Annotated in this window: 16 protein-coding genes; 11 read left to right on the plus strand and 5 right to left on the minus strand. The window is 70.1% G+C overall.

The window, feature by feature from the left end; translation table 11 throughout:
* Positions 1-102: 102 nt before the first annotated feature.
* Positions 103-2,166, minus strand: a complete 2,064-nt coding sequence (locus FHT37_RS09735; RefSeq protein ID WP_183480492.1) for a M3 family metallopeptidase — start codon at positions 2,164-2,166, stop codon at positions 103-105.
* Positions 2,167-2,265: 99 nt separating this feature from the next.
* The gene (locus FHT37_RS09740; protein WP_183480494.1) at positions 2,266-2,913 is read right to left on the minus strand and encodes a hypothetical protein; all 648 of its coding nucleotides are present in this window, start codon (positions 2,911-2,913) and stop codon (positions 2,266-2,268) included.
* Between the two features lie 230 nt (positions 2,914-3,143).
* Here FHT37_RS09740 and FHT37_RS09745 point away from each other — a divergent pair, with 230 nt between their 5' ends.
* The 3 genes from FHT37_RS09745 to FHT37_RS09755 are packed head-to-tail and all read left to right on the plus strand — an operon-like array spanning position 3,144 to position 6,726.
* A complete protein-coding gene (locus tag FHT37_RS09745) occupies positions 3,144-3,704 on the plus strand; it encodes a YaeQ family protein (protein ID WP_091733012.1) in 561 nt (186 codons plus the stop codon).
* Between the two features lie 50 nt (positions 3,705-3,754).
* Positions 3,755-5,881 (plus strand): prolyl oligopeptidase family protein, encoded by a 2,127-nt coding sequence (locus tag FHT37_RS09750; protein ID WP_183480496.1) that lies wholly within the window; start codon positions 3,755-3,757, stop codon positions 5,879-5,881.
* Positions 5,878-6,726 (plus strand): DUF924 family protein, encoded by an 849-nt coding sequence (locus tag FHT37_RS09755; protein WP_183480498.1) that lies wholly within the window; start codon positions 5,878-5,880, stop codon positions 6,724-6,726. Before FHT37_RS09750 ends, FHT37_RS09755 begins: the two co-directional genes overlap by 4 nt.
* 194 nt (positions 6,727-6,920) lie before the next feature.
* Here FHT37_RS09755 and FHT37_RS09760 read toward each other — a convergent pair whose 3' ends face one another.
* Positions 6,921-8,633, minus strand: coding sequence for a long-chain fatty acid--CoA ligase (locus FHT37_RS09760; RefSeq protein ID WP_183480500.1), 1,713 nt, complete (start codon positions 8,631-8,633; stop codon positions 6,921-6,923).
* 250 nt (positions 8,634-8,883) lie between these two features.
* On the opposite strand from FHT37_RS09760, the gene FHT37_RS09765 reads away from it, so the two are divergent.
* The 5 genes from FHT37_RS09765 to FHT37_RS09785 all read left to right on the plus strand — a co-directional run bounded on the left by FHT37_RS09765 (position 8,884) and on the right by FHT37_RS09785 (position 14,269).
* Positions 8,884-9,423 (plus strand): hypothetical protein, encoded by a 540-nt coding sequence (locus tag FHT37_RS09765; protein WP_254783559.1) that lies wholly within the window; start codon positions 8,884-8,886, stop codon positions 9,421-9,423.
* 2 nt (positions 9,424-9,425) lie between these two features.
* Positions 9,426-11,369: an ATP-binding protein gene (locus FHT37_RS09770; protein WP_183480502.1), complete on the plus strand. Its 1,944-nt coding sequence runs from the start codon at positions 9,426-9,428 to the stop codon at positions 11,367-11,369.
* A gap of 84 nt (positions 11,370-11,453) precedes the next feature.
* Positions 11,454-12,965 carry an AAA family ATPase gene (locus tag FHT37_RS09775; protein ID WP_091732993.1) on the plus strand — a complete coding sequence of 504 codons (1,512 nt, stop codon included), beginning with the start codon at positions 11,454-11,456 and terminating at the stop codon, positions 12,963-12,965.
* The gene (locus tag FHT37_RS09780) at positions 12,962-13,804 is read left to right on the plus strand and encodes a hypothetical protein (RefSeq protein ID WP_183480505.1); all 843 of its coding nucleotides are present in this window, start codon (positions 12,962-12,964) and stop codon (positions 13,802-13,804) included. The genes FHT37_RS09775 and FHT37_RS09780 overlap by 4 nt, the downstream gene beginning before the upstream one ends.
* A gap of 177 nt (positions 13,805-13,981) precedes the next feature.
* A complete protein-coding gene (locus FHT37_RS09785) occupies positions 13,982-14,269 on the plus strand; it encodes a hypothetical protein (RefSeq protein WP_183481590.1) in 288 nt (95 codons plus the stop codon).
* A 31-nt stretch (positions 14,270-14,300) separates the two neighbouring features.
* On the opposite strand, the gene murB is transcribed toward FHT37_RS09785, so the two are convergent.
* Positions 14,301-15,371 carry a UDP-N-acetylmuramate dehydrogenase gene (gene murB, locus FHT37_RS09790; protein WP_091732981.1) on the minus strand — a complete coding sequence of 357 codons (1,071 nt, stop codon included), beginning with the start codon at positions 15,369-15,371 and terminating at the stop codon, positions 14,301-14,303.
* Positions 15,372-15,443: 72 nt separating this feature from the next.
* Between murB and FHT37_RS09795 the strand changes: the two genes are divergently transcribed.
* The 3 genes from FHT37_RS09795 to xdp1 all read left to right on the plus strand — a co-directional run bounded on the left by FHT37_RS09795 (position 15,444) and on the right by xdp1 (position 19,914).
* The gene (locus FHT37_RS09795) at positions 15,444-15,938 is read left to right on the plus strand and encodes a YajQ family cyclic di-GMP-binding protein (protein WP_183480507.1); all 495 of its coding nucleotides are present in this window, start codon (positions 15,444-15,446) and stop codon (positions 15,936-15,938) included.
* 120 nt (positions 15,939-16,058) lie between these two features.
* On the plus strand, positions 16,059-18,890 hold the full coding sequence (gene prsT, locus FHT37_RS09800) for an XrtA/PEP-CTERM system TPR-repeat protein PrsT (protein WP_183480509.1): 2,832 nt from the start codon (positions 16,059-16,061) through the stop codon (positions 18,888-18,890).
* Between the two features lie 190 nt (positions 18,891-19,080).
* Complete coding sequence (gene xdp1, locus FHT37_RS09805; protein ID WP_091732970.1) at positions 19,081-19,914, plus strand: exosortase-dependent surface protein XDP1; 834 nt, start codon at positions 19,081-19,083, stop codon at positions 19,912-19,914.
* A 244-nt stretch (positions 19,915-20,158) separates the two neighbouring features.
* Here xdp1 and typA read toward each other — a convergent pair whose 3' ends face one another.
* Positions 20,159-21,982, minus strand: a complete 1,824-nt coding sequence (gene typA / locus FHT37_RS09810) for a translational GTPase TypA (protein ID WP_091732966.1) — start codon at positions 21,980-21,982, stop codon at positions 20,159-20,161.
* Between the last annotated feature and the right edge of the window lie 67 nt (positions 21,983-22,049).

The raw sequence follows: 22,049 nt of genomic DNA on the forward strand, positions 1-22,049 counted from the left end.
ATGAACGGCGCCCGCGATCCGGGTTTACCCGAAACGGTGAGGGCCCCTTCCGGGGCCCTCGACAGGGGGAGTCCCGGCCCGCCTTCAGACGGGTCCGGCAGGTCAGGCGGGCACCAGTCCCCGCCCCTTGAGCATCGGCTCGACCCGCGCGTCGCGGCCGCGGAAGGCCCGGTAGGTCGCGCCCGGCTCGCGGCTGTTGCCCACCGACAGGATGTTGTCCAGCAGCGACCGGGCGACCGACCGGTCGAACGGATCGCCGGCCTCGACGAAGGCCTCGAAGGCATCGCAGTCCAGCACTTCCGCCCACAGGTAGACGTAATAGCCGGAGGCGTAATAGCTGCCCGAGAACAGGTGCTGGAAATGCGTCAGCCGGTGATTCATCCCGACCGCCGGCGGCAGGCCCAGGCGCTCCAGCGTCTCGCGCTCGAAGGCGACCGGGTCCGGCGCCTCGGCCTCTTCCCGCGCGTGGATGGCCAGGTCCACCAGCGCCGACGCGCAATAACGCACCGTCTCGTAGCCCTGGTTGAAGGTCGCGGCGGCCTTGAGCCGCGCCAGCAGCGCATCGGGCAGCGGCTCGCCGGTGCGGTGATGGCGCGCATGCTGCTTCAGCACCGCCGGCTCGGCCATCCAGTGCTCCATCAGCTGCGAGGGCAGCTCGACGAAGTCGCGCAGCACCTGCGTCCCCGACAGGCGCTCGAACTCGACGTCCGACAGCAGCCCGTGCAGCCCATGGCCGAACTCGTGGAACAGCGTGCGCACGTCGTCGAAGGACAGCAGCGTCGGCTCGCCCGGCGCGCCCTTGGCGAAGTTGTTGTTGTTCAGGATGATCGGCAGCGCGTCGATGCCGTTGCGCGCCTGCCAGCGCAGCGCGTTCATCCAGGCGCCGCTGCGCTTGGTCGGACGCGCGAAGTTGTCCTGGATGAAGACGCCGCGCAGGCAGCCATCCTCGCCCCGGACCTCGTGGACCTTCACGTCCGGGTGATAACCGGCGACCTGCGGCTGCTCGACGAAACGCAGGCCGTAAAGGCGCTCGGCGCAGTCGAACATCGCGCGCACCATCGCGTCCAGCGGGAAGTAGGGCTTGACCTCCGCCTCGTCGAGCTGGAAGCGCTGCTGCCGCACCTTCTCGGCGTACCAGCGCCAGTCCCAGGCCTCGATGCTCAGGTCGTGGCCGAGCTGCTCGCGCACCTCGTCGAGCATCGCCCGCTCGCGCGCGGCGGCCGCCTTGGCCGGCTCCCAGACCTGGTCCAGCAGCGCCTGCACCGCCGACTGGCGGCCGGCCATGGTGTCGGCCAGCGCGTAGTCGGCGAAGCTGCGATGGCCGTGCAGCGTGGCCTGCTCGTGCCGCAGCGCGAGCAGCTCCCGCACCAGCGCGCGGTTGTCGGTCTCGCCGGTCGCATCGCCGCGGCCGACCCAGGCGCGCCAGGCCTGCTCGCGCAGGTCGCGCCGCTCGCTGAAGGTCAGGAAGGGCACGATCAGCGAGCGCGACAGCGTCACCACGTGCACGCCCTCCTCCACCTGCCCGCGGTCCAGCGCCGCCTGGCGCGCGGCGGCGCGGACGAAGTCCGGCAGGCCGGCCAGGTCGCGTTCGCCGCGCAGCACCAGCTGGTAGCCGCTCTCGTCGGCCAGCACGTTCTGCGCGAAGCGGGTGTTGAGTTCCGCCTGCCGCTCCATGTTGGCGGCGTAGCGCTCGCGGTCCGCGCCCTGCAGCCGGGCGCCGGCGCGGACGAAGTCCAGGTGCACGCGCTCCAGCAGCCGCCGCTGCTCCGGCGTGAGCCCGAGCGCGGCGCGCTGTTCATGCAGCGCCTCGACGCGGGCGAACAGCGCGGCGTTCAGGTAGATCGCGTTGGTGTGCGCGGCCAGCGGCGCGGCCATGCGCCGCTGCACCGCCTGCAGCTCCGGCGAACTCGCCGACGCGCTCAGCGTCGAGAACAGGTGCTCCAGCGCGGTCAACGCGCGCCCGGCACGATCGAGCGCGGCGAGCGTGTTCTCGAAGGTCGGGGCCGCCGGCTGCGACGCGATCGCGTCGAGCTCGGCGCGGTGCGCGGCGAGCGCCGCGTCGAAGGCCGGTTCGAAATGCCCGGCCTCGATCGCCTCGAACGGCGGCAGCCCGTAGGGGCCGGTCCAGGCGGACAGCAGCGGATTGGCAGCAGGGGCGGCGCTCATCGTGTCTCCAGGGGCCATCAACAGGGCGCCGATTGTAGGAACGGCGCCGGACCGCGATCGGTGCCGGCGCCGTTCCCGAGGCGTCGAAAGGGGAACGCCTTACTTCTTGTTCATTTCCTTCTTGATGGCGATCTCGTCGGCCTCGTCGTAGGAGCGGTTGCCGCACTTGAGCTTCCACTCGTTGCGCTTGTCGTTCAGGTCCTCGACCGCCTCGTTGAAGTCGTCGGCGATCTTCTGGTGGGCATCGACGCGGGTGTTGAAGGCCTTGTTGACCTCGACGCGGTCATTGCGCGCCTTGTTGAAGGCATCGATCTTGGGCTGCAGGGCGTTGGCGCGGGCCTGGTACTCCTCCTGCTTGGCCTTGAGCTGGTCCTTCTCCATCTTGGAGGCACCGGCCTCGATCTCGGCGCCGAAGGCCTTGACCGACTCGATCTCGGCCTTCAGCGCGGTGCCCTGGGCCTGCATGTCCGACTCGAACTTGTCGGACTCGGCCTTGGCCGCCTTGAGCTCGTCGCGCTCCTTCAGGACGACGGCCTTCTTCTTGTCCAGCTCGGCCGCGGCGGCCTCGTTCTGCTGGTTGCTGGCCATGCAGGCGCGCAGCTCGTCGCGGGTCATCAGCTTGCCCTTGCCGCCCTTGGCGGCGGCCGGCGCGGCCGGCGTGGCGGGCTTGGTGCCGCTGGTCTGGGCGACGGCCAGACCGCAGGCCAGCAGCGCGGCGACGGCGAGGGAGGTGCGAAGAGTGTTCATGTCGTCTCTCAGGTCATTGCGCCGGGTGGGCGCTGTCTCGTCGGCACGGGCTCGCCGGTGGCACCGGCCGGCCCGCAGTCTCATGGGGCGGCCGGAGCAGGCCGCCATGCGGGTCGGCATGATGCCACGACCGGGATAATGCGCCGCTTCAGATCGTTTCCGCCCCGCGTGCAGCCCGCACGCCGGGGCATCCACCCCGCACCCCGGCCGCTTCGGGCGGCCCTTCGACCATGGCGCTCAAGGCCACCATCCACAAAGCCCAGCTGCAGCTCTCCGACATGGACCGCCATGTCTACGGCGAGCACTCCCTGACCGTCGCCCGCCACCCCTCGGAGACCGACGAGCGCATGATGCTGCGCATCCTGGCCTACGCGCTGCACGTGCCCGCCGACGACCTGCGCGGCCGGCTCGAATTCAGCAAGGGCCTCTCCGATGTCGACGAGCCGCCGCTGTGGCAGCTGGACCTGACCGGCGAGGTGGTCCACTGGATCGAGCTGGGCCAGCCCGACGAGCGCCGGTTGCGCCAGGCCCACGGCCGCGCCGAGCGCGTCACCGTCATCAGCTACGCATCCAGCACGCCGGTATGGTGGAGCGGCATCCAGAACAAGCTGCAGCGCACTCCCCGGCTGGCCGTGTGGCAGATCCCGGCGGACCAGGCGCAGGCGCTGGCCGCCCTGGCCGAACGCGGCATGCAGTGGCAGGTCAGCATCCAGGACGGAACGGCGTACGTCAGCACCGAGAAGGGCGCTGTGGAGATCACGCCGCAATTGCTGAAGGAAGCCGAGCAGTGACTTGTGGGGTAAGGTGACGAGCCGCCCGCGCCCTTGACCAGGAGACCGTTGTGCCGCATTCCGAGCCGTCCGCATCCGTCGACCCCACCACCGCCGCGGACGATCCGTTCCTGTGGCTCGAGGCGCTGGAAGGCGCCGAGGGCGAGCGTGCGCTGGCCTGGGTGCGCGAGCGCAACGACGCGACGCTGGCCGCGCTGAAGGCCGAGCCCGAGTTCGAGCCGGTCCGGGACGAGCTGCTGCAGATCCTGAACGCGCGCGACCGCATCCCGCATGTGGCCCGGCGCGGCGACTGGTTCTACAACCTCTGGCAGGACGAGGCCCATCCGCGCGGCCTGTGGCGGCGCTGCACGCTGGAGGACTACCAGCTTGCCGAGCCGCCGTGGCGGCTGGTGCTGGACCTGGACGCGCTGGGCCGCGACGAAGGCCGCAGCTGGGTCTTCCACGGCGCGACGGCGCTCGCACCCGATTACCGGCGCTGCCTGGTGTCGCTGTCCGACGGCGGCGCCGACGCCCACGAGCTGCGCGAGTTCGACCTCGAAGCGCTGCGCTTCATCCCGCCGACCGAGGGCGGTTTCTTCGTGCCCGAGGCCAAGAGCGACGTCGAATGGCTGGACGCCGACACCTTGCTGGTCGGCAGCGACTTCGGACCGGACTCTCTGACCGAGTCGGGGTATCCGCGCCAGATCCGGCGCTGGGAGCGCGGCACGCCGCTGGACGCCGCGCCGGTGATCTTCGAGGGCGAGAAGGACGACGTCTCGGTGTCGGTGTCGGTCGACCGCACGCCGGGCTTCGAGCGGGTCGTGTTCAGCCGCGCGCTGGATTTCTACAACGAGTCGCGCTTCCTCTGGAAGCAAGGCGAGTTCGTGCCCATCGACCTGCCCAGCGACATGAGCGTGCACCTGGAAGGCCCGTGGATGCTGCTGCGTCCGCGCACTGACTGGGCCATCCCGCACGGCCCGACCTATCCGGCCGGCTCGCTGCTGCTGATGGAGGAAGCCGCGTTCTGGAAGAACGAGCGCCACGACAGGCACCTGCGCGTGATGTTTTCGCCGACGGCGGGCCGCTCGCTGGAGGACTACACGCTGACGCGCCACCACCTGCTGCTCAACGTCAGCGAGCATGTGGCCAGCCGGCTCGAGGAATGGGACCTGTCGCACCGGCCGCCGGTCCTGCGCCAGGTCAAGGCGCCCTTCCCCGGCACGCTCAGCGTGCAGAGCCTGCACGACCCGGAGCTGGCCGAGGACCGGCTCGGCGACCGCTACCTGCTGCACTACTGCGACTTCCTGACGCCCGACATCGTCTGCCTGGCGCAGGCCGGCACCGACGCGCGCGAGACGCTCAAGCAGCGCGGCGCGCAGTTCGACGCGCACGGCATGACGGTGGAGCAGCGCTTCGCCACCAGCGCCGACGGCGAGAGCGTGCCCTACTTCGTCATCGGCAAGGCCGGACGCGGCGCCGACACGCCGACGCTGCTCTACGGCTACGGCGGCTTCGAGGTCTCGCTGCAGCCGTGGTACTCCGGCGGCAATGGCCGGGCGTGGCTCGCGCGCGGCGGGCGGCTGGTGGTGGCCAACATCCGCGGCGGCGGCGAGTACGGCCCGCGCTGGCACCAGGCCGCGACGCTCGCCCACAAGCAGCGCAGCTTCGACGACTTCATCGCCGTGGCCGAGGACCTGGTCGCGCACGGGCTGACGCGGCCGGCGCGGCTCGGGATCATGGGCGGCAGCAATGGCGGACTGCTGGTGGGCGCCTGCATGGTGCAGCGGCCGGAGCTCTTCGGCGCGGTGGTGTGCCAGGTGCCGCTGCTGGACATGAAGCGCTATCACCTGCTGCTGGCCGGCGCGTCGTGGATGGCCGAGTACGGCGATCCCGACGAGCCCGCGGAGTGGGCGCACATCGCCGCCTACAGCCCGTACCAGCAGCTCAAGGCGGGCGTGCGGTATCCGCGGGCGCTCTTCGCCACCTCGACGCGCGACGACCGCGTGCATCCGGGCCATGCGAGGAAAATGGCGGCCCGCATGCTTGCGTTGGGGCAAGCCTGCTTCTATTACGAAAACATCGAGGGCGGCCATGGCGGCGCGGCGGACAACCAGCAGCGCGCGCTGTTGCAAGCCCTCGAGTTCGCCTACTTGTGGCGGCAACTCGGCAGGGAGGCCAGTAGTGGAGACGCAGCGTGAATTTCGTCATCCAGCATCATCCCGACGCGAGATGCTTTCTTGCCCAGCCGCAACCCGGACTGCAATGCCGGCTCGACTATGAGCGCCACGGCGAACAGCTGATCATCACCCACACCGGCGTGCCGGCGCAGTTGCGCGGGCAAGGCCTGGCCTCGCAGCTGGTGGAGACCGCGGCGCGCTGGCTGGCGGAGTTCCCGTTGCAGCTGGTCCCCGGCTGCAGCTATGTGCGCCACTGGCTGCTGCGCCATCCGCGCTGGCAGCGGCTGCTGACGCCGGCATCGGCCCAGCGGGTGCTCAACGAATGGTTCGGCCCGCCCGGCTCGGCGCAGGACGGGCAGATCCAGATGAAGTGGTTCAAGAAGGACCCCGCCTTCGACGACGCGCTGCGCGAGCGCTTCGGCGCGGTCGTCGCGCAGGCCCTCGATGGCGGCCTGCGCGAGTGGGACTCCACCGCCTGGGGGGCGCTCGCGCGCATCGTCGTGCTGGACCAGTTCACCCGCAACATCCATCGCGACACCGCGGCCGCATTCGCCGGCGACGCCCTCGCATTGGAGGCCGCGATCGCGCTGCGGGCCCGGGCGCAGGAACTCGGCACGCTCGAACGCTGGTTCGCCACCATGCCGATGGAACACGCCGAAGACCTCGCGATGCAGGAACTCAGCGTCGCCACCTTCGAAGCCCTCACCCTCGAGGACCCGCGCCTCGCCGACGCGCTCGACTACGCGCGCAAACACCGCGATGTCATCGCGCGTTTCGGGCGCTTCCCGCATCGCAATGACATCCTCGGGCGGGACAGCACGCCGGAGGAACTGGACTTCCTGAAGCAGCCAGGGTCACGGTTCTGACCTGCGCTCGGGCAGGACCGGGGCAGGCGACTCCCGTCGTGCCTCAGGCGCTCAACTCCCGCCGCTCGCCTGCGGCTCGCTTTGGTCAGACAGAACGCGCCCAGTCAGTCCTGGACGGCACGACTTCGTCGCCTGCCCCGGCCCTGCCCTCGAAGAGAAGCACTGCAGCGCGTGCACCGCGAGGCGCCAGCAGCTCAACTCGATTCCTGCTCCTGCAGGAGACGCCACATGACCTTGCCGGAACCCGACTTCGGCAAGACGTCCACGAACTGCACAATGCGCGGCGCCTTGTAGGCCGCCATGTGCTCGTGCGCCCAGTCGATGATGTCCCTGTCCGTGGTCTTGCCCTTGGCCTCCGCGCGCAGCACCACCACCGCCTTGACCGTCTCGCCACGGTACGCATCCTTGGCCGCGATGATGCAGGCCTCCTGCACCGCCGGGTGCCGGTACAGCAACATCTCGACCTCCGAAGGCCACACCTTGTAGCCGCTCGCGTTGATCATCCGCTTGAGCCGGTCCGTGATGAAGAAGTAGCCCTCCTCGTCCATGCGACCAAGATCCCCCGTGCGGAAGAAACGCTTGCCGTCGAGCTCGACAAAGGCCGCCTCCGTCGCCTCCGGTTGGCGCCAGTAGCCCTGGAACACCATCGGGCCATGCGTGATGATCTCGCCCACCTCGCCGACCGGCAGTTCCTCCAGCGTGGTCGGATCGACGATGCGCGCGTCCACACCGAAGATCGGGATGCCCAGGCACTGCAGCTTGGCGCGCTCGGGCGGGTTGCCGTGACTGGGCGCCGCGGTCTCCGTCAGGCCGTAGCCCTCGGCGAAGGTCAGGCCGAACTCCTCCTGCAATCGCTCGGCCACCGCCTTGGGCATCGCCGCGCCGCCGCCGCTGAGATAACGCAGGCTGCGCAGGTCGAAGGACTTGTAGTTCGGGCTCGCGAAGAGGTCGATGATCATCGTCGGGATGCAGGTCCAGTGCGTGACCTGGTGGCGCGAGATCAGGCGCCCGCAGAGCTCGCGGTCCCAGCGCGGCATGATGACCAGCGTCATCCCGGTGAAGACCGGACCGAGCACGCCATACAAGGTGCCGGTGATGTGGAACATCGGCACCACCGCCAGGCCGACCGATTCGGCACTCGCGTAACCCCATTGGCAGCCACCGCAGCTGTTGGCCATCAAGGTCGCGTTGGTGTGCATGCAGCCCTTGGGCAGGCCGGTGGTGCCCGAGGTGTAGGGCAGCATCGCCAGGTCGTCGGGTCCGGCGGTATGCGGCCCCGGCACCAGGCCGGCGGCCAGCGCGTCGCGCCAGTCGGTCGCGCCGGGCGGCAGCTCGTGGACGGCGGTGAGCCAGGTCCGCATCGTCTCGGGCGCGTCGCAGGCCGGATCGGGCCCGGCGGGCGGGAGCATCTGCCAGTACTGGGTCACCAGCACGGCGCGCGGGCGCTGCGCCGGCGGCAGCTTGTCGGCGGCCTTGGCGACGATGCCCGACAACTCGCCGCTGCAGATGACGACGCGTGTCTCCGGATCGGTCAGGTAATGGCCGAACTCGTCCTCGCGGTTCATCGGGTTGACCGGCACCACCACCGCATCGGCGCGGTTGATCGCGTAGAAGGCGACCAGGTACTGCGGGCAGTTCTGCATGAAGAGCGCGACGCGGTCGCCCTTGCCCACGCCCTGCGCCCGCAGCCAGCCGGCGAGCGCCTCGGCCTGCCGTCGCAGCTCGCGGTAGCTCAGCGTCGCGCCGAGGAACTGCGTGGCCGCCTTGTCCGGATACCGCGTCGCGGCGACCTCCAGGTTGAACCACAGCGAGGTCCGTGGAATCGCCAGCCGCCGGGGCAGTCGCGCCGGCCAGTGGCTGTGCTGCACGCCGGCGTTCTCGGGACGGGGGGTGACCACGCGCGTCATCGGGGCTGTCTCCTGTCTGTGTTGTGGCGTCGATCTTCAATCCACCGCCTCGCCGACCTTGTCTCGACAGCGACATCGGGCCCAGCGGTCCACTGTGGCGGAAACCCGACTGGCCCCTGTTATCGGGGTGGTCCCGGACATGCTCCTCCCCGTGCCCCCGCGTAGCATGCGGGCTTTCACCAATGCCCGCGCGGCATCCGCCCTCCCCTCGGGGCGTCGATGCGCGGCCGGGTCGTGCCTGCTCCCGTTCATGCTGATCGCGCGACGTACCGCCCTTCAGGGCCTGCTGACCTGTGCCCTGGCCGTGGGCGCCGCGGCCGCGCCGTCCGTGCGGGCGGCACCGGCCGAGCCGCCGCTGGCCGCGCCCACCGGACCGGTGGTGCTCACCGTGGGCGGGGCGCTGCGCAACGCCAATCGCGACGGCCGCGCCGCCTTCGACATGGCGATGCTCGAGAAGCTGCCCCAGGTCAGCTTCAGCACGCAGACGCCCTGGTACCCGCAGCCGCGCCGGTTCACCGGGCCGCTGCTGCGCGACGTGCTCGCCGCCGCCGGCGCGCAGGGCCGCACGATCGAGGCCCGCGCGCTCAATGACTACCGCGTCCAGATCCCGCTGACCGACAGCCATCGCTACGACGTGATCGTCGCCCGGCTGCTCGACGACCGCCCGATGGCGGTGCGCGACAAGGGCCCGCTGTTCCTGATCTATCCCTTCGACCAGGCGCCGGAGCTGCGCAACAGCGTCTTCTACGGGCGCTCGGCCTGGCAGCTGACCCACCTGGAGCTGCGCTGACCATGCCGCGCGACGCCTCCCGCACCGTCGCGGCCCGGCAGCGCCGCTGGCGCATCGGCATCGCCGCGATGGGCCTGCTGCTGGTGCTGACGCTCGCCGGCGTGGGCTGGCTGCAGGCGCGGCAGTACGAGGCGCTCAACGGCACCCGGCGCTACCAGGACGATTACCTCGTCTGGAGCCTGTTCCAGTTCGAGACCGAATACCTGAAGCTGCGCCTGGCCCTGGAGCAGGCGGCGGGACCGAGCGTGGGCGTCGACCCCGACCAGGTGGCGCAGCGCTACGAGATCTTCGTCAGCCGGCTCAATCTCGTGGAGAGCGAGCATGCCGCGCTGGTGCTGGCGCACCACCCCGACTACCAGCGCACGGTGGCGCGCGCGCAGGACTTCGTGCGCTGGGCCGATGCGCTGCCGCTCAACGGCGCCCTGATCCGCGAGCATCCGCAGCGCATTGCCGAGATCGTCGCCCGCCTGGAACCGCTGGCCGACCCGATCCGGGACCTGTCGCTGACCTCGACCCACCACGTCGCCCAGGACGTGACGCGTCGCAACGAGATCATCCGCAACCAGAGTCGCGTCAGCCTGGGGCTGACGGCGGCGCTGTCGGCGATGACGCTGCTGTTCGCGGCCGTGATCTACCGGCAGTTCCGCGGCCTGGAGCGTTATGGCGACAAGCAGAAGGCGCTGGCCGCGCGGCTCAACGAGGCGCAGCGCGAGGCCGACGCCGCCAACCGCGCCAAGACGGTCTTCCTCGCCAACATGAGCCACGAGCTGCGCACGCCGCTGCAGGGGCTGCTAGGCATGCTGGGCCTGATCAAGGAGGCGCCGCTGACGCCCGCGCAGCAGGACCAGCTCAAGGCCGCCAACGACTGCGCGCGCCATCTGCTGGCGGTGCTGGGCGACATCCTGGACGTGACGCGCATGGAGGCCGGCGGGCTGTCGATCGCGCCGGAACCGCTGCAGCTCGGTGCGCTGGTCAGGGAACTGGAGGCGCTGAGCCGGCCGCAGGCGGCGGCCAAGCGGCTCGCGCTGCACTTCGGCATCGACGACGACGTCCCCGGCTGGGTGTTGGCCGATCCGACGCGGCTGCGCCAGATCCTGCTGAACCTGCTGAGCAACGCGCTCAAGTTCTGCGACCGCGGCCAGGTGGGCTGCCAGCTGAGACGCGGCGTCGGGCCGCTGGGCGAGGACCTGCTGATGTTCGAGGTCAGCGACACCGGCCCGGGCATCGACGCTCAGACGCAGGCCAGACTCTTCCAGCGCTTCAGCCAGGGCGACGCGAGCACCTCGCGGCGCCACGGCGGCGCGGGCCTGGGCCTGGAGATCTCGCGCCGGCTGGCCCGCGCGATGGGCGGCGACATCCATGTGCAGAGCGCGCCCGGCCAGGGCGCGCGCTTCACGCTGGCGCTGCCGCTGCGCGCCGGCGCCGACCTGCCGCCCGGCCGCATGGTGCCGGCGGAGGCGGCGGCGACCGCCCCCTCGACGCCGCTCAAGGGGCCTTCGGCGACCTCGGCGGCCTTGACGACTTCGGCGGCCTCGGCGGAGGATGCGCCGGTCACCGGCCTGCGCGTCCTGGTCAGCGAGGACAACCCGACCAACCGCATCGTCATCGAGGCGATGCTCGAACGGCTGGGCCATCGGCCGACGCTGTGCGAGAACGGCCTGCAGGCGCTGCACGCGCTGCGGCAGCAGGCCTTCGACGTCGTGCTGATGGACCTGCACACGCCGCAGATGGACGGCTTCGAGGCCACGCGGCGGATGCGGGAGCTGCCGCCGCCGCGCGGGCGGCTGCCGATCATCGCGTTCTCGGCCGACGCGTTCGAGGAGTCTCGCCAGAAGGCCGATGACGCCGGCATCAGCGCCTTCCTGGCCAAGCCGGTGGAGCTCGAGACGCTGCGCGCCTGCCTGCAGTCGCTGGCGCCCTCGCCCGCCCGGCCGGAAGCGGCTTGAACCGGGCGGGCCGGCTGAGCCGGTTCGATCCCGCTCACCTCAAAGGCCATTAAAGTCCCTCTCCGCAACGGAGAGCCCCGTCCCATGTACCTGTCCCGCATCGCGCTGACCAATGTGCGCTCGATGGAGTCGCTGGCGATCGACTTCGGCATCAGCCCGGAGGCAGCCCCCGGCACGAACCGGCGCTGGACGCTGTTGCTCGGCGAGAACGGCTGCGGCAAGAGCACGGTGCTGCGCGCGATCGGCCTGCTGCTGGCGGGCAGCGACGCCCTGCCGGAGCTGCTCGGCGACGCCGATGCCTGGATCCGCAACGGCACGCGGCAATGCCGCATCGCCGGCACGCTGGTGACCGCCAAGGGCGAGCCGCGCGAGATCGCGCTGGAACTGCACCGCGGCGACGGCCTGCGCGACATCTTCGAGCGCAACGCGCGGACGCTGGATGCGCTGGATGCGGCGATCCGGCATGCCGACCGCAACTATTTCGTGCTGGGTTATGGCGTGTCGCGCCGGCCGCCCGAAGGCGGCAAGCGCCTGAGCGCGCCGCTGGACGACAGCGCACGCTCGCCGCGCGCGCGGGCGCTGGCCTCGATGTTCTCGCCCGACGCCTCGCTGGTCTCGCTGCAGCGCTGGGCGATGGACCTCGACTACCGGCGCGGCGCCGGCGCGCTGGCGCCGATCCGCGCGGCGCTCAACCAGCTGATGCGGGGCATGAACTTCTCGCGCATCGACAAGGCCTCCGGCCAGCTGATGTTCCACACCGTCGACGGCGAGGTGCCCCTGAGCCAGCTGTCCGACGGCTACCAGAACATGGCCGCCTGGTGCGGCGACCTGCTCTACCGCATCACCGAGGCCTTCCCCGATCGCAAGGACCCGCTCGCCACGCGCGGCGTGCTGCTGATCGACGAACTCGACCTGCATCTGCACCCGGTCTGGCGCCGGCAGCTGGTCGACTTCCTGTCGGCGCTGCTGCCGCATTTCCAGTTCATCGCGACGACGCATTCGGCGCTGACCGCGCAGCAGAGTGGCGAGGGCGAGCTCTTCGTCATCCGCCGCGAAGGGACCAAGCAGCGGCCGACGCTGGTGCCCTTCGTCGGCGAGCCGCGCCTGATGGGCGTGCACCAGCTGCTGATGAGCCCGATGTTCGGCCTGGCGTCGATGGATTCGGTGGTGGTCGAGCAGGCGCGCGACACGGCCCGCAAGCTGCAGGCGAAGTCGACGGCCAAGGGCAAGGCCCTGACCGCGCGCGAACGCACGCAATTGCAGCGCAGCACGGAGGTCCTGCGGGCCGCGCCGGAGTGGGACGCGGTGCCCGGTTACGCGCGCCAGCAGGCGGCGTTGCTGAAGGAACTCAAGGCAACCATCGCGAAGCAGGCGGCCCAGTCCGCGAAGCCCGCGGCGCCGGAGCCGGCCGCGAAGTCGCGGCCATCGACGGCGAAGGCGACAAAGGTCGCCAGGGCGACGCAGACGGCGAAAGCCTCGAAGGCCGCGGCGCCGGCGTCGAAGCCGTCGACCGCAGCGGCAAAGCCCGCGTCCACGCCGACGCTGTCGCCGGGCAAGCTCAAGGCCGCGGTGAAGCGCGTGGAGCGGTCCAAGTGATCCGCCTGCGGCGGCGACGCGATGCCGCGAGCCTGGGCGCCTTCACCGGCGCGAAGCTGCAGCAGCGGCTGCTCCGGCTCGAGGGCTATTTCTACGACGACGGCCGCAGGGTCGACTTCAAGCCCAAGTCACGCCAGATCTGGTCGGCCGCGAAGGCGACGCTGCGGCGCGAGACCGCTGGCAAATGCGCCTACTGCGAGGCCGACACGGCGGTAGTCGCGCATGGCGACGTCGAGCACTTCCGTCCCAAGGACCCGTACTGGTGGCTGGCGTATTGCGTCGACAACTACACCTTCAGCTGCCAGGTCTGCAACCAGGTCCACAAGGGCAACCGCTTCCCGGTCACCGGCGCGCGGCTGAAGCCGCCACGCATGCCGGCCACGCGCCCGGCCGATGCGGCGAAGGCAGCGGCGCTTGCCGAGCGCTTCTGCCCCGATCCCGCGTCCACGACAGACGCCGCGCTGAAGCGCTTCTTCGCCGGCGAGCATGCGCATCTCCCCGACCCTTACCTCGACGATCCGGAGCGGCTGTTTTCCTGGAACGCGATCGAGGCGACGCAAGAGGTATGGCTCATCGCCCGTGGCCGCTCCGCGAGGGCGAAGGCCGCGGTGAAGGCGGCCGAGGAAGTGCTGGGCCTCAATCGCAGCGAGCTGCTGCGCCTGCGCTACCAGCGCTACGAGTTCCTCTACACCGCAGCGCTGGCGTTCCAGGAAATGGATCACGACTCGCCAAGCGCGCCGAAGGTGCTCGCGCAGCTGCGCCGCCAGGCCGACGATAACCAGCCGTTCGCTGCGATGTCGCGGCACTTCCTGCGCACCTGGGGGCTGCTGGAGACTTGACCGGCGCCCCCTGAAAGGGCGTTGCGCCGTCCCCCTTCGGAAGGCCGGCTTCCGACTCGCGGCTGCTGATCTTGCGGCGCAAACTTTGCAGGTCCCAGCAGATCCGTCGCGAGCCCTCTCATGCGCAGTTCATCATCGAGCAGGAAGAAGGGGCCAGGCCTTGCCCAGCTGCCGCCCATGCCCACCCCGCACAAGCACGCCCCTCATGTCGAGGTCATTGACCGCCATGGCGCCTCGGCCCAGCATTCGAACCTTCCAATCAAGGTGGCTGTACTGGAGACCAACGTGGACCGACTGCAGATCGAGATGAATGAACTCAAGACCGAGTTCAGGGAATTCCGGAAGGAGATGCGCGCCGAGATCATGGCCATCCGCACGCACGACTTCCGCCTTCTGTTCGGCGCCATCATCACGGTGGCCATCGGCGTGGCGGCGTTGATGGCGAAAGGATTCCACTGGATCTGACCAAGCCCGCGAGACCCTGGGGCGGGCCGGCTCAGACCACCACCGGCTCCGGCTCCAGCCGGATGCCGAAGCGGCCGTAGACACTCTCCTGGATCGCCCGCGCCAGCGTGACGACCTCGGCGCCCCGGGCTTCGCCGCGATTCACCAGCACCAGCGCCTGCTTCTCGTAGACCGCCGCGCCGCCGACGCTCTTGCCCTTCCACCCACAGGCGTCGATCAGCCAGCCGGCGGCCAGCTTGAAGCTGCCGTCGGGCATCGGGTAATGCACGATGTGCGGGTCGCGCGTGATGATGTCGCGGCACTGCTCCGCGCTCACCACCGGGTTCTTGAAAAAACTGCCCGCATTGCCGATGCGCGCCGGATCCGGCAGCTTGGCGCGGCGGATCTCGCAGATCCAGTCGAACACCTGCCGGGCATCGGGCGCGGCGATGCCGGTCTCGGCCATCTTGCGTTCGATGTCCAGGTAGCCCAGCTGCGGCTGCCACGGCTTGGGACAGCGCAGCCGCACCTTGGTGATCACGCTCTTGCCGGCCAGGCCGCCGTAACCGGTCTGCTTGAACACGCTGTCCCGGTAGCCGAAGCGGCACACCTCGGCCGGCAGCGTGACCCGCCGGCCGGTGGTCAGGTCCACGACGTCCACGTTCTCGAGCCTGTCCTTCAGCTCGACGCCATAGGCGCCGATGTTCTGGACCGGCGCTGCGCCGACGGTGCCGGGGATCAGCGCGAGGTTTTCCAGGCCCGGCACGCCCAGCGCCAGCGAGCCCGCGACCGCCTCATGCCAGGCCACGCCGGCGCCGGCCTCGACGATCCAGCAGTCGTCGCGTTCCTCGACGCGCAGGCCCGGGATCTCCATCTTCAACACGACCGCGTCGACATCCCGCGTCAGCACCAGGTTCGAGCCACCGCCAAGCACGAACTTCGGCGCGCGGCCCAGTTCGGGATGGTCGACGACGCGGCGCACATCCAGTTCCTCGCGGATGCGCACCAGCCGGCGCGCCGTCGCGGGCAGGCCGAAGGTGTTGTAGGGCTTGAGGTTGACGTCGGTCTCGATGACGACGCCCTCGCGTCGCTCGGTCGAGGGGGGGATGGCGGGAGACTGCATGGCTAGAATTCTCGCCCATATCCCCCGAAGGCCCGATCCGGGCCTTCGCTCCTTTGAAAGAGATGTACGCACATGCCCAGCTTTGACACCGTCCTCGAACCCGACATGGTGAAGGTCCGCAACAGCGTGGACGCCAGCGCCAAGGAGATCGCCACCCGCTTCGACTTCAAGGGCACCAGCGCCGCCATCGAGTGGAAGGACAAGGAGAAGGAAGTCCACGCCACCGGCGACGCCGAGTTCCAGCTCGAGCAGATCGAGGCGGTGCTGTATTCGAAGCTGACCAAGCAGGGCGTGGTGCTCGGTTTCGTCGACAAGCAGGAGAAGATCGAGAAGCTCGGCGGCGACCGCGTCAAGCAGGTCTACAAGATCAAGAACGGCCTGGAAGCCGCCGAGGCCAAGAAGGTCGTGGCCGCGATCAAGGAGAGCAAGCTCAAGGTGCAGGCGCAGATCGAAGGCGACATCGTGCGCATCACCGGCAAGTCGCTCGACGACCTGCAGGCCGCGCAGGGCGCGCTGCGCAAGGCGCTGCCCGACCTGCCGCTGAGCTTCGACAACTACCGCAAATGAGCCGGGCCGGGTTCGACCCGGCCTGAGCCTCGCGCCGGAGCGCGACAAGGCACCCTGCCCGCTCCCGCGCACCGACGGCCCCAGGCCGCGGCCGCATGACCACACATCGGGGGGGACGAGATGAGCACTGTTGGCAGGTCTGGCAGGTCCGGCGGGCCGCGCTGGCGCGGCCCCGCGGCGGCGGCCTTGCTGGCGCTGTGCGCGGCATCGGCGCAGGCGGACAGCGTCAAGGCCGCGCGCTTCTACGAGGACGCGCTCAAGCGCTTCGAACGCCAGGACATCGACGGCGCCGTCATCCAGCTGAAGAACGCGCTGCAGCAGGACGCGCGCATGCTCAGCGTCCACGTGCTGCTGGGCAAGGCGCTGCTGATGCGCAGCGAGGCCGCGGCCGCCGAGGTCGAGTTCAACGAGGCCCTCTCGCTGGGCATCAACCGCGCCGAGGTCGCCGTGCCGCTGGCCCAGGCGCTGGTCGCCCAGGGCAAGCAGCCCGAGGTCTTCAAGCTCCCGGCGCTGGTGCCCGAGGGCCTGCCCGACGCCATCCGCAAGGCGCTGCTGCTGGTGCGCGCCGCGGCGGCCTCGGACCTCGGCGAGCCCTCGCGCGCGCAGGCGCAGATCGACCTGGCCCGCGCCATCCCGCCCGACAACGCCGACACCTGGCTGGCCGAGGTGCCCCTGCGCCTGCGCGCGCGGCAGTTCGACCTGGCCAACGCCGCGGCGGAGCAGGCGCTGCGCCTGGCGCCGGGCAACGGCGAGGCGCTGTACCAGAAGGCCACCGTGCCGCATGTGCAGGGCCGGCTGGACGAGGCGCTCAAGGGATACGAGCGCGCGATCGCCGCCGCCCCCCGCCACCTGGAGGCGCAACTGGCCCGCGCCGGCCTGCTGATCGACCTGGGCCGCGACGCGGACGCGCTGGCGCAGGCGCAGTCCGCGCTGAAGCTGGCGCCGAGCGAGCCGCGCGCGCTCTACCTGACCGCCGTGCTCGCGGAGCGCCGCGGCGACGCCGCCGGCGCCCGCGGCGCGCTCAAGGCCGTCACCGCGGAACTGGACCCGGTGCCCATCGAATTCATCCGCTACCGCCCGCAGGCGCTGATGCTCAACGGGCTCGCGCACTTCGGCCTGGGCGAGATGGAGAAGGCCAAGCCCTACCTGGAATACGCCCAGCGCCAGACGCCCAACAGCCCGCTGTCCAAGCTGCTGGCGCAGGTCTACGTGGCGGAGCCCAACCTGGACCGCGCCGCGGAGGTGCTGGACGCCTACCTGCGCGCCTATCCCGGCGACGGCCAGGCGCTGGTGATGATGGCCACGTTGCAGATGGCGCAGGGACGGCATGCCCGCGCCACCGCGCTGATGCAGGAGGCGCTCAAGGCCAAGGACGCGCCGGAGTTCCGCACCGCGCTGGGCCTGTCGCTGCTGCGCGGCGGCCAGTCCGGCGACGCGATCGGGGAGCTCGAGAAAGCCTTCCAGCGCGATCCGCGCCAGACCTACGCCGGCATGGCGCTGGTGTCGCTGTACCTGCGCGCCGGGCAGACGGCCAAGGCCGTCGCGATCGCGGACCGGCTGGTCAAGCAGGAGGCCGCCAACCCGACCACCTGGGTGCAGCTCGGCGTGGCGCGCCGCTCGGCCGGCAACCTGCCGGGCGCGCGCGAGGCCTACCAGAAGGCCCTCCAGCTCGATCCGCAGCTGGCCGAGGCGCAACTGGGCCTGACGCGCATCGACATCGCCGAGCGCAAGTTCGACGCGGCCCAGGTGCGCCTGGCCGCGATGCTGAAGGCCGACGAGAAGAACGCCGACGCGCTCTACGAGATGGCGCTGCTCAGCGAGGCCCGGGGCCAGGCCGCCGAGGTGCAGCGCTGGCTGACCAAGGCGACCGACGTCAGCAGCTCGCGCAACACGCGGGCTGACCAGGCGCTGATCGCCTGGCTGCTCAAGCAGGACCAGGCCGGCGCCGCGCTCGAGGCCGCCAAGCGCCTGCTCGGCAAGGCGCCGGACGATCCGCAGACGCTGATCGCCTACGCGCAGGCGCAGCTCGCCAACCGCGACGCCAACGGCGCCCGCGCGACGCTGACCAGCGCGGCGCGGCGTTCCGGCTTCGGTGCCGATCCGCTGGCGCAGATCGCCGCGCTGCAACTGGATGCGCGCGATCCGGCGGGCGCCGCCTACAGCCTGGACAAGGCGCTGCAGACCGCGCCCCAGCATGTGGGCGCGCTGGCGCTGTCCTCGACGGTGGCCCTGCAGCAGGGCAACCCGACCCTGGCGGAGAAGCAGGCCCGGCAGGTGATCCAGCTGCGTCCGCAACTGGCGCTGGGCTACACGCTGCTGGCCGACGTCGCGCTGGCGCGGCGCCAGCCGGCCCAGGCGCTGGACGCGCTGCGCAAGGCCCACGAGCTGCAGCCCACCAGCGGCAGCCTGCTCGCCCTGATGCGGGCGCTGGGACGGCAGGACGGCAGCGGCAAGGCGGCGCAGGACCTGGCCGAGCGCTGGCTGAAGACCCACCCGTCCGACCTGGCGGCCTGGAAGGCGCTCGGCGACGCGCAGGCGCGCGCCGGCAGCTTCCCCGCCGCGCGGCGCAGCTACGAGACGGCGCTGAAGCTCCGGCCGAACGAGGTCGAGACGCTCAACAACCTGGCCAACGTCATGATCCGCCAGGGCGAGGCGGCCGCGGCCGCGGCGACGGCCGAGAAGGCGCTGGGGCTCGATCCCCGCAACGTGGCGGTCATCGACACCGCCGGCTGGGCCTACCACCTGGCCGGCAACGGCGACCGCGCGCTGCAACTGCTGCGCGACGCGCGCCTGCGCGAACCCGACAGTCCGGAGATCCGCTACCACCTGGCCGCCGCCCTGGCCAAGGCCGGCCGGAAGGCGGAGGCGAAGGAGGAACTCGATGTCGCGCTGCGCAGCACCGCGTTCGAAAGTCACAAGGAAGCGCTGGCCTTGAGCCAGACGCTGCGCTGAGCCGCCGGAGCCCCGCTGGTGAGGGGTGCCGGCGCTTGTCAGAAAAACTTACAGTCCCGCTTCAAGGACCGACATCTTCACGCTCAAGTGCTTGTGTCGTAAGGAAAACATCACCTTGGCCCGGAGCTTGCTCATAGCAACTCGAACGAATCAGACGCTCCGACCGGGTCGGGGAGACCGAGGGGAAACCATGCGAAAAGTTCAACAACGCCTGATGGGGCTGGCCGCGGCGGCGCTGGCGTCACTGCTGCCGCTCAGCGCGCATGCGCTCTCCACCTGGACGGCCGGCAACTGCACGACCAACTGCAGCGAGACCGGCGATGCGGCGCCCAACGTCAGCTATTCGGCCTACTCGGCGTCGATCAACACCTCCGGCGGTGCGTACTCCAGCACCAACGGCTTCGCGCAGAGCACGCTGGCCTACTACAGCGGTAGCGGCTTTGGCGTCGTGGCCCCGAGCGGCGACAGCCAGTCGCCCAATCACTCGCTGGACAACTACGGCTACCAGGACCTGATCCTGCTGAAGTTCGATGCCGCGGTGAACCTGACCCAGGTGAAGCTGGGCTGGTGGCAGTACGACAGCGACATCACCGTGCTGGCCTACACCGGCCTGACGTCGGGCGTGAACGTCGGCAACACGATTACGGGCAAGACGGCGGCGACGCTGAAGTCGGCCAACGGCTGGTCGCTGGTCAACAGCTACGCGGACGTCGGCAAGGCCGCCAACACGACGGTCAACCTCAACACCAACGTCAGCTCGAGCTGGTGGATCATCACCGCCTACAACTCGCAGTTGGGCGGTGCCCCCACGGGCGCCGACGGCTCCACCAGCGGCCTGACGCGCGGCACCGGCACGAGCTACACCGGCTATGACTTCGTCAAGCTGTTCTCGGTCTCCGGCAACAAGTCCGGCGGCGGTGGCGGCACCGGCGGCAACGTGCCGGAGCCGGCCTCGCTGGCACTGGCCTCGGTCGCCCTGCTCGGCCTGGTCGGCCTGCGCCGCCGCAAGCAATCCCAACGCTGAGCCTCCCTGCTCCGCGAAAGGCGACCCGATGGGTCGCCTTTCTTTTTCCCGCAGAGAAACGAAAAACGCCCGATGCAAGCATCAGGCGTTTCATCTCCCCAGCACACCTCGGTCGCAAAACCGTGGCAGTACGACGGTGGTTGGGGACGGTGATGCGTGGGGTTCCGGCGCTTGCCGCCGGGGCCCCATGCATCGGCGGCCAACGCCCGGACCTCCGCAGCCCAGGCGCCTGCGCCCCGCGCAATCAGCCGCGCGACGCCCGCTTGCGATCGTTCTCCGACAGATGGCGCTTGCGCAGCCGCACCGACTTCGGCGTGATCTCGACCAGCTCGTCGTCCTCGATGAACTCAACGCCGTACTCGAGCGTCAGCTCGATCGGCGGCGTGATCTTGATCGCGTCTTCCTTGCCGCTGACGCGGAAGTTGGTCAGCTGCTTGGTGCGGGTCGCATTGACGACCAGGTCGTTGTCGCGGCTGTGGATGCCGACGATCATGCCTTCGTAGACCGGGTCGTTCGGCTTGACGAACATGCGGCCGCGATCGTCCAGCTTGCCCAGGGCGTAGGTGAAGATCTCGCCCGCGTCCATCGAGATCAGCACGCCGTTCTTGCGGCCGGCGATCTCGCCCTTGTGCGGCTCGTAGCCGTCGAAGATGTTGGAGATCAGGCCCGAACCGCGGGTCAGGTTCAGGAACTCGTTCGAGAAACCGATCAGGCCGCGGGCCGGGATGCGGTACTCGAGGCGGACGCGGCCGCGGCCGTCCGGCTCCATGTTGACCAGCTCGCCCTTGCGCTCGCCCAGGGCCTGCATCACGCCGCCCTGGTGGGTTTCCTCGACGTCGGCGGTGACCAGCTCGATCGGCTCGCACTTCTCGCCGTTGATCTCCTGGAAGACCACGCGCGGCTTGGACACGGCCAGCTCGTAGCCTTCGCGACGCATGTTCTCCAGCAGGATGGTCAGGTGCAGTTCACCGCGGCCCGACACCTCGAAGATGCCGTCCTCGTCGGTTTCCTTCACGCGCAGCGCGACGTTGTGCTGCAGTTCCTTCTGCAGGCGGTCCCAGATCTGGCGGCTGGTGACGAACTTGCCTTCACGGCCGGCCAGCGGCGAGGTGTTGACGCAGAAGTTCATCGTCAGCGTCGGCTCGTCGACCTTGAGCATCGGCAGCGGCGCCGGATTGGTCGGGCTGGTGACGGTCACGCCGATGCCGATTTCCTCGATGCCGTTGATCAGCACGATGTCGCCGGGGCCGGCTTCGGTGGCCTGCACGCGGTCCAGGCCCTGGAAGGTCAGCACCTGGTTGATGCGGCCCTTGGTGACCTTGCCGTCCGGGCCTTCCATCACGACCACGTCCATCGCCGGCCGGATCGTGCCCTGGCTGATGCGGCCCACGCCGATGCGGCCGACGAAGGTCGAGAAGTCCAGCGCCGAGATCTGCAGCTGCAGCGGCGCGGCCGGGTCGCCGCTCTGCGGCGGCACATGCTTGAGGATGGTGTCGAACAGGGCGGACATGTCCTCGCCCCACTTGCCGCCGGGCTCACCCTCTTCCAGCGAGGACCAGCCGTTGATGCCCGAGGCGTACACGACCGGGAAGTCCAGTTGCTCGTCGGTGGCGCCGAGCTTGTCGAACAGGTCGAAGGCGGCGTTGATGACGGCGTCCGGCTTGGCGCCCGGCTTGTCGACCTTGTTGACGACGACGATGGGCTTGAGGCCCAGCGCCAGCGCCTTCTTGGTCACGAAGCGGGTCTGCGGCATCGGGCCTTCCTGGGCGTCGATCAGCAGCACCACGCCGTCGACCATCGACAGCGCGCGTTCCACTTCACCGCCGAAGTCCGCGTGCCCCGGGGTGTCCACGATGTTGATGTGGGTGCCCTTCCAGCTCACCGCGCAGTTCTTGGCCAGGATGGTGATGCCGCGCTCGCGTTCGATGGCGTTGTTGTCCATCACCGTGTCGACGACCTTCTCGTGCTCGGCGAAGGTGCCGCTCTGGCGAAGGAGCTGGTCCACCATGGTGGTCTTGCCATGGTCGACGTGGGCGATGATGGCGATGTTGCGGATTTGCTTGCTCATGGGGCGGCTTTCGCTTGGAGGGCTTTCTCGGATTTGGAGGAAGTCGGGAACTCGGGGATGTCTCGGG

This window comes from Mitsuaria sp. BK037, assembly GCF_014193045.1.
In the GTDB taxonomy this organism is placed as follows: domain Bacteria; phylum Pseudomonadota; class Gammaproteobacteria; order Burkholderiales; family Burkholderiaceae_C; genus Roseateles.

What these genes read in the sequence shown, in the direction of transcription:
- FHT37_RS09760 (WP_183480500.1), bottom strand. Translation starts at nt 8,633, where the DNA reads ATGACGCGCGTGGTCACCCCCCGTCCCGAGAACGCCGGCGTGCAGCAC.
- FHT37_RS09795 (WP_183480507.1), top strand. Translation starts at nt 15,444, where the DNA reads ATGCCCAGCTTTGACACCGTCCTCGAACCCGACATGGTGAAGGTCCGC.
- typA (WP_091732966.1), bottom strand. Translation starts at nt 21,982, where the DNA reads ATGAGCAAGCAAATCCGCAACATCGCCATCATCGCCCACGTCGACCAT.
- prsT (WP_183480509.1), top strand. Translation starts at nt 16,059, where the DNA reads ATGAGCACTGTTGGCAGGTCTGGCAGGTCCGGCGGGCCGCGCTGGCGC.
- FHT37_RS09785 (WP_183481590.1), top strand. Translation starts at nt 13,982, where the DNA reads ATGCCCACCCCGCACAAGCACGCCCCTCATGTCGAGGTCATTGACCGC.
- FHT37_RS09770 (WP_183480502.1), top strand. Translation starts at nt 9,426, where the DNA reads ATGCCGCGCGACGCCTCCCGCACCGTCGCGGCCCGGCAGCGCCGCTGG.
- xdp1 (WP_091732970.1), top strand. Translation starts at nt 19,081, where the DNA reads ATGCGAAAAGTTCAACAACGCCTGATGGGGCTGGCCGCGGCGGCGCTG.
- murB (WP_091732981.1), bottom strand. Translation starts at nt 15,371, where the DNA reads ATGCAGTCTCCCGCCATCCCCCCCTCGACCGAGCGACGCGAGGGCGTC.
- FHT37_RS09775 (WP_091732993.1), top strand. Translation starts at nt 11,454, where the DNA reads ATGTACCTGTCCCGCATCGCGCTGACCAATGTGCGCTCGATGGAGTCG.
- FHT37_RS09740 (WP_183480494.1), bottom strand. Translation starts at nt 2,913, where the DNA reads ATGAACACTCTTCGCACCTCCCTCGCCGTCGCCGCGCTGCTGGCCTGC.
- FHT37_RS09735 (WP_183480492.1), bottom strand. Translation starts at nt 2,166, where the DNA reads ATGAGCGCCGCCCCTGCTGCCAATCCGCTGCTGTCCGCCTGGACCGGC.
- FHT37_RS09765 (WP_254783559.1), top strand. Translation starts at nt 8,884, where the DNA reads ATGCTGATCGCGCGACGTACCGCCCTTCAGGGCCTGCTGACCTGTGCC.
- FHT37_RS09745 (WP_091733012.1), top strand. Translation starts at nt 3,144, where the DNA reads ATGGCGCTCAAGGCCACCATCCACAAAGCCCAGCTGCAGCTCTCCGAC.